This window comes from Tannerella sp., from assembly GCF_030528505.1.
Taxonomy (GTDB): Bacteria; Bacteroidota; Bacteroidia; order Bacteroidales; family Tannerellaceae; genus Tannerella.
In genome coordinates, this window is record NZ_JAUMYS010000099.1 from 1 (window position 1) to 7,131 (window position 7,131).

Annotated in this window: 3 protein-coding genes; all 3 read right to left on the reverse strand. The window is 46.2% G+C overall.

From position 1 onward, the window contains the following. On the reverse strand, positions 1-3,658 hold a 3,658-nt coding region (locus Q4A89_RS11390), incomplete at its 3' end, for a hypothetical protein (RefSeq protein ID WP_303185610.1). Between the two features lie 694 nt (positions 3,659-4,352). Further along, entirely contained in the window at positions 4,353-4,796 is a 444-nt protein-coding gene (gene rpiB, locus Q4A89_RS11395) for a ribose 5-phosphate isomerase B (RefSeq protein WP_303185612.1), read from the reverse strand. Between the two features lie 9 nt (positions 4,797-4,805). Next, entirely contained in the window at positions 4,806-6,839 is a 2,034-nt protein-coding gene (locus Q4A89_RS11400; protein ID WP_303185614.1) for a transketolase, read from the reverse strand. Positions 6,840-7,131: the final 292 nt, after the last annotated feature.

The following is a 7,131-nucleotide window of genomic DNA, read 5'->3' on the forward strand; positions in this document are numbered from 1 at the left end:
TATTCATAATAATGTTACCGCGAGTACCGGCATCGACCGTCAAATTGCCGTTATTGCCGCGATAAATTAAAGAGGTAGCAGGAGCCTGCATTACTGCAGTTCCATCGGTAACATCACTGTATTTCGCAATATCTTTGTCCACACCACAGCGACCTACGCCACCGATAATACCCGCATGTTCGTAGCGCATCATGGACTCACCTTTGCGTGCATGTAATAGATCGTCACAGTCATCACCACATAAATACTCGTTTGAGAACGGGATTTGAATCGTCATATTATGGGTAGAACCGACTTTCATATCCGCATCAATCTGTGTAAATGAAATATTGGCACCTCCGTCATGATTCTTATTGTTCACATCATCAAATCCAGCCTTGATAAGCAGTTCTCCAGCAGCACCTTCAGGTCTGTAAAGGAATCGATTGACGTCGAATGCAGATTTGCCTGCACTATAACCCAACCAAATGTTGCCTTTGTAAGAAATAACATTGACCGTATCTTCGTCAGCTTTACTCATCACTTTGACCGAAGCTGTACGCAAATTGTTTACTGCCAGAAAATCGGTCGTTCCATGCCCCGTATTAAGGCGATTAATAACCACAGAGTCATTAAACCAGATATTACCGTCTTTACTATTACGATTACCCGGATCACAACCCGCATACCCTGCATTACCTCCATTCTGTACACCACAGTCAATCATTTCGGCCGAGAAGAGTACATAGTTATCAGTCTCTGTCTTTACATTCACCTCGTCGTTAGTTGTAATGTTTCCGCCCATAGCTTGTACGGCGATTGTCTGCGTTTGTGTATTGCCCGTATAGTTAGCGGTAAGTTTACCACTGAGCGTTACGTTACGCCGTCCGATCATTGTCAATTTTGATCCGATATCAGCTGTACTGTTAAATGTCAAGTGTGCATCGATAGCCGATAGAATATCTCGTCCGGCATAGAGGTTCGAAATAATCTTGTCGGCATTTTCCGTTGAGGTAAAAGGAATGTCGAATTTAATATCTTGTCCTGCCCAAAGATCAAGCGATGCTGTATTTCCTCCACCAAAATCCACTTGAAAATCAACTGGAGTAGGCAACGTTTTTTTTCTGAACCACACATCCCCTTGGTTTGATTGAACGGTCACGTTCGATCCGGTAGCAGTAGTCATATCTATTGCTCCATGGTGAAGCCAAGCTCCTTGCTCTCCATCGATAAACACGTCGTTTTGAGGTTGATTAGTTGTATAAGCAAATTTGCTTCGAATATCGACGATACTTGATTTGGATTGGATAGCCACATCCCCTTTACCTCCTAATTGAAGAGTTACGTCTTTCTGCATCACAACATTGCCCGCTCCCTGTACGAGTAATGAACCGTCTTGCCCGTTATAATCGAACTCTCCATTAATTGTTACGCCGTCATTTTGAGACTGAATGCGTGTCTGTAATTTCGCATCCAACGCATCATAAGCAGCCGGGCTGCTACCTAATAAATCCGTCTTGCAATACAGATCACGAATCAGATTCGTATTATTTATCGGCACATAATTTTTCAATGGATCATTCCACGTGTTATTTGCATCAGCCTGAGGCGATGTAATTTCTACTTTGCCTAAACGAACATCCCCAAATTTGTTGTTCTGGTGATCAGCGTCGCCACGTGCCCATACGGTCAGGTTACTTTCATACCCTGCACCAGCACCAGCACCACCTTGATAAATTAAATCACCCATTTCAATGAATGATAATTCCGAAATAAACGCCGCATTATTATTCTGTGCTGCGTTTATCGTCAAGCTACCATAACCGATCGGATTATTTAAATCGCCAGTCGATATTTTGCCTTTCGCCTGTACATGTAAAGCTCCCTTGCCTGTCGGCGCTGAAGTAGCTGCGTTTAAGCTGACTAATCCTGCACCGCCCAATAAGATAGATGCATTTTGGTAGTCATTCTGATCGTTTCCTCCATCGTTTAGAATATTCAACGGTTGATCCTTATCCATTTTGAAAGTAGGAGCAGCTCCTCTCATATCGATCGCTTGCGAGATGTTCACACAGCCACCGTAATTTTTAAAGGTACCACCGGAGTACACAAAGAATTTGTTGTATGTTCCTTTTGTTGCCTCTCCGACCTCGATCACACCATCGTTATCATCGGCACCTGCTGCCGTTTTGCTTGTATGAATATTCGCGTTCGTTCCTGCATACGTACCGTTAACTCCCCAGATACCAGCTGTGACCTGTTTGTTGGGACCAAGATGTGCACTGATTCCGTTGTCTTGCGGGTATGTGTGTGATGCTTTCCAGTCGGCTGCCCATGGCGTAGTACCTGGCATCAGGAAGATATCCGCAGTAATAGCTGTCGGGTAAGCCGGTGCGCCGGCTTTCGAATACCACCCGGTTTTATCCTCCGCGGCAACCGTTCTGTCTTCTACATACATCGGGAATGCTCCGAAGTCCCCACCTACACGAAGAGCAAAATGTTCTTCTTTCGGAAATACCAGATAAGCCTTGCTCTTTCCTTGAGTCGTAGCATTTGTAGCATTTCCGGCCACACAGGTACGCGAATTGTTCAAGAAACGGATTGCTCCGTCGACATAAGCATCGGGAAGCTGAAACATTCCTTTATTCTCAAAGGTTGCATCCTGTCTCTGATAATAAACTTTTCCGCTAAAATGAATACATCCTGAAGCATTGAAATTGGCCTCCATATTTTGTGGAGCTCCTAATGTACCTTCTTTCGACATCCACCACCAACCGATGTCGGACATACGCAACTCGCCGAATGAGTTGACTCCCGAAACCATTACGGTAGTAGGCCGTATATATGAACTTCCGGTAACACCGGCAAGGGCTGCATAATTGGCATAATTTGACTGAGGGCCCGGTATTGTTTGCCATAATTGCTTGCCGTCGTCATTTCCGGTAAGCAGATCAACCGTCGAGGTATAAATATTATCCCCCATACCAGCAAGATTGATCCGAAAATTTGTCTTATCCCAACCACTTACATGGTTATGAATCGGGAATACGGCAGCATCGGGAGCAATCTTTACAGCAGCAAAAACACTACCGTAATAATTACCACTTAATGCATCTGCGAAGCCCAACATTTCGGATCCGGCAGGAACAGGAGGTGCAGTACTCCCTGTGCCACCAGTAAATAGACTTAAATTTCCTACATCTTTCGTTGCATCATACTTCAGAAGAGGAAAATACATTCGGTCTGTCGCTTCTTTGGCAGTCCAATTGACAGGCCAGGCCGTTTGTTGATAATCCTTGAAATGGACATTGATGATCTGACCGGCAGCACCTCCGCCATTGTCAAAAATATTCATCACCACATTTTGTGAATATTGAGAGCCTACGAGTAAGGTTCCATACACATTTTGCACGGTGTGAAGCGGATTCGTATTGGGAACAGCCAATACGCCGCCACCTCCGATTACGGCCGATTCGCCAGCTCCGAACTCATTGTTTACATTGTCGGCATTCGTAATATAGCCTTTACTACCGGGGGCATTAGCATCTCCTCTTCGGAAATCCACTTTCCCGTTGACGGAGACGTAGCCGTTCTTATAGGCCTGCCCCCACATGGTTCCGCTGCCTGCCATCAGGATTGCTATGCAGGACAGCCATAAAAATGTTAATCTTTTCTTCATAATCTTTTTGTTTTTAAGAAGTTTCTTTTCTTCATACTTAATACATCACAATAATTCTTTTTCTTAACTTTTACAGGATTAATAATATTGAGGTTTGTTTTTGCTGTTTTTACATACATACTTTCTCTCGTATGAAAATCTGATTGGATGCGTACGCAAATAAATTTTCTCTCGTATGTAAATTTATTTTCTCCCGTATGTAAATTTCGCTACATACAGACGAACGTACTGCTACCTTCGTGCACAGCTCTGAGAGCAGCCGTGCACAACGTTTAAACACTTCTAACAAAGATTGGAATATAGAATTCATACGTTTTTTCGTTTTCCGGAAGCACATATACATGAACTGAGGTACGCGAAGTCCATCCAAACACCTCACGCACATTAACATATGCATCGTGCACTTTATTTTCATTTTGCATACAACCAGTTGCATGTTGCACTAAACGTTGCAAATATAAAAGGATTTTTTTAATACAAAATATTTTTGGGACGTTTTTTTATAAAAAAAACATTGACATCTGCCGGGGAAGGCGAGCTCAACGTACAACTTTTTATAAAAATCTGTACAAAAAAAGGCGCTATTTTACATCGAATTATATTTCGGGATGAGGTGATTACATAAAAACGAAACATTTTTACACACTGTACTCAAGCATACAGCCGACAATCCTCTTGTTCTATTATGTTTATCTTAAAATGGCTCCGGAATTTTATCGATACGCCGCTGATGGCGTCCACCGTCGAATGAAGTCGAGAAAAAGATATCGGCCATGGCTTTGGCTTCGTCGGGCGTAATGAAGCGTGCCGGCAACACCAGAATATTGGCATCGTTGTGTGCGCGCGTGAGCCGTGCCATCTCTTCGTTCCAGCTAATGGCTGCGCGAATCCCCTGATGTTTGTTCAGCGCCATGGCAATCCCGTTTCCCGTCCCGCAGAGTGCTATCCCGCGGTCTACCTGCGCCCCTTCGACCGCTCTGGCCAGCAAATGCGCAAAATCGGGATAGTCACAACTCTCTTCCGAATGAGTGCCGAAGTCTTGGCATGTATATCCTTTAGCCTCCATGTAATCCAACAACATGCTTTTAAGGATAAATCCCGCATGGTCGCTCGCAAATCCGATCGTCTTTGTCTCCATCTTACGACTTTACTTGTTCAGCATTTTTTTCACCAACCGACACACGTTCTCGCCCGTATAGCCCAGTTTCTTGTCGAGCACCTTATAAGGCGCCGAGTAACCGAATTCGGGCAGCCCGTGAATAACTCCATTATCGCCAACCAACCCTTGCAATGTAACGGGCAATCCCGAAGTAAGACCGAATCGTCTAACTCCTTTGGGTAGGACATGCTCTTGGTAATCGGCCTTCTGATCGCGAAACAGTCCTTCGGACGGCACCGACACAACCCGCGTTTTAACACCCGCTTTCGTTAGTTTAGCCGCTCCCTCGATAAGGGTAGCGACTTCCGATCCGCTGGCCAGCATCACCACGTCGGGGCTGCCTTCACAATCACTGACAATATATCCGCCTTTCACAATCTGACGTGCTTCTTTACGACGATTACCGCTTGCGGCAGGCAGATTGACGATATCCTGACGAGAGAGCACGAGCGCGGTCGGACGATTTTCTTCGAGGGCGATCTTCCACGCGTAGATTGTTTCTTCCGCATCGGCCGGACGCAAAACAACCATCGAGCGTTTGCCCTTGTGATTGTGCAGATGCTCCAATAGGCGCAGTTGGGCTTCGTGCTCAACCGGTTGATGAGTCGGTCCGTCTTCGCCGACACGGAACGAGTCGTGCGTCCATACATAAATGACATGCAGTCGCATCAACGCCGCCAACCGAACGGCAGGCTTCATATAATCGGAGAAGACAAAGAACGTACCGCAAACGGGAATGATGCCGCCATGCAGCGCCATGCCGTTCATGATGCAGGCCATGGTCAATTCACTGACTCCCATCTGCAAAAATTGTCCGGAGAAATCTCCTTTCCGGAAAGCATGCGTATGCTTCAGAAAACCGTCGGTCTTGTCCGAATTACTCAGATCGGCCGATGCCACAACCATATTTTCAACTTGCTGTGCATAGAGCCCCAGCATTGTAGATGATGCGGCACGCGTCGCAATATGTTCTTTCATCTGAATCGATGAATAGTTGATCTTCGCGAGCTTTCCGCTAAGGAAAAGGTCTAATTTAGCCGATAATTCCGGATGGCCTTTGCGGAATTTTTCTTCGTTCTTCTGCTGCGCCAGATACCATGCGCGAAGCGCTTTCTTACGATCGGCATATATTTTTTTCGCTTCGGGGAAGAGGACGAATGGATTGTTGGGGTCGCCGCCAAGATTTCTGATCGTCGCATCGATGTCAGCCCCGGCGGCCGAAAGCGGTTGCCCATGGGTCGACACTTTGTTTTCATAACTTTGCCCCTTGGCATCGACAGCTCCTTTACCCATTACCGTCTGCCCGATAATCAGGGTCGGACGCTCCTTCTCCTCATTCGCCGCTTGCAACGCTTCGCGGATTTCTTCGACCGAGCATCCGTCGATAGAGAGAACATTCCAATTCCATGCCCGATATTTGGCGGCAATATCTTCGGAAGTCACCTCGTCGACTTTAGTCGAGAGCTGGATATTGTTTGCGTCGTAATACATGATAAAGTTATGCAGTCCGAGATGTCCGGCTACCCGTCCTACGCCCTGCGACACTTCTTCCTGAATGCCGCCGTCGGAAATATAAACGTACGTTTTGTGTGCCATCCACTCACCAAAGCGCGCCGTCATGAAACGTTCGGCAATCGCCGCACCGAGCGCCATGGCATGGCCTTGACCGAGCGGGCCCGACGTATTCTCAATCCCATGAAGCACATCTACTTCGGGATGACCGGGCGTCTGACTGCCCCACTGGCGGAAATTTTCCAATTCTGCGGCAGGCATCAGCCCCGCCAACGAGAGCACGGCATACAGCATGGGCGACATATGTCCGGGATCAAGGAAAAATCGGTCACGATAAGGGTAATCCGGTTGATCCGGATTGTAATTGAGAAACTCGGCGAAGAGTACATTTACGAAATCGGCTCCGCCCATTGCACCGCCGGGATGTCCGGACTTTGCTTTTTCTACCATCGAAGCGGCAAGAATACGGATGTTATCTGCCGCACGGTTCATGTTTTTAATTTCGTTCATTATCCTTTGGTCGATTAGTTATGAAGAACTGCATGGCAAAGGTAAATGATTTTTATCAGAAATACTAATCGCCGCTTTATTCACCCTTCTATAGCGAACATCCACTCCGTTTTCACATTTAAAATTCAACCACTTAAACACATCGATAAGCAACCGCATGGCACGTTTTTTTAACCCAGATTCCGCAATAGATAAGAATGAATTTAATTCAGGCCTTCAGCCCTCCGAACAAAGTCTGGATGTCGATACCCCACCCTTGCGGGATGGGGCTGAAATAATCCGGGCTTTCAGC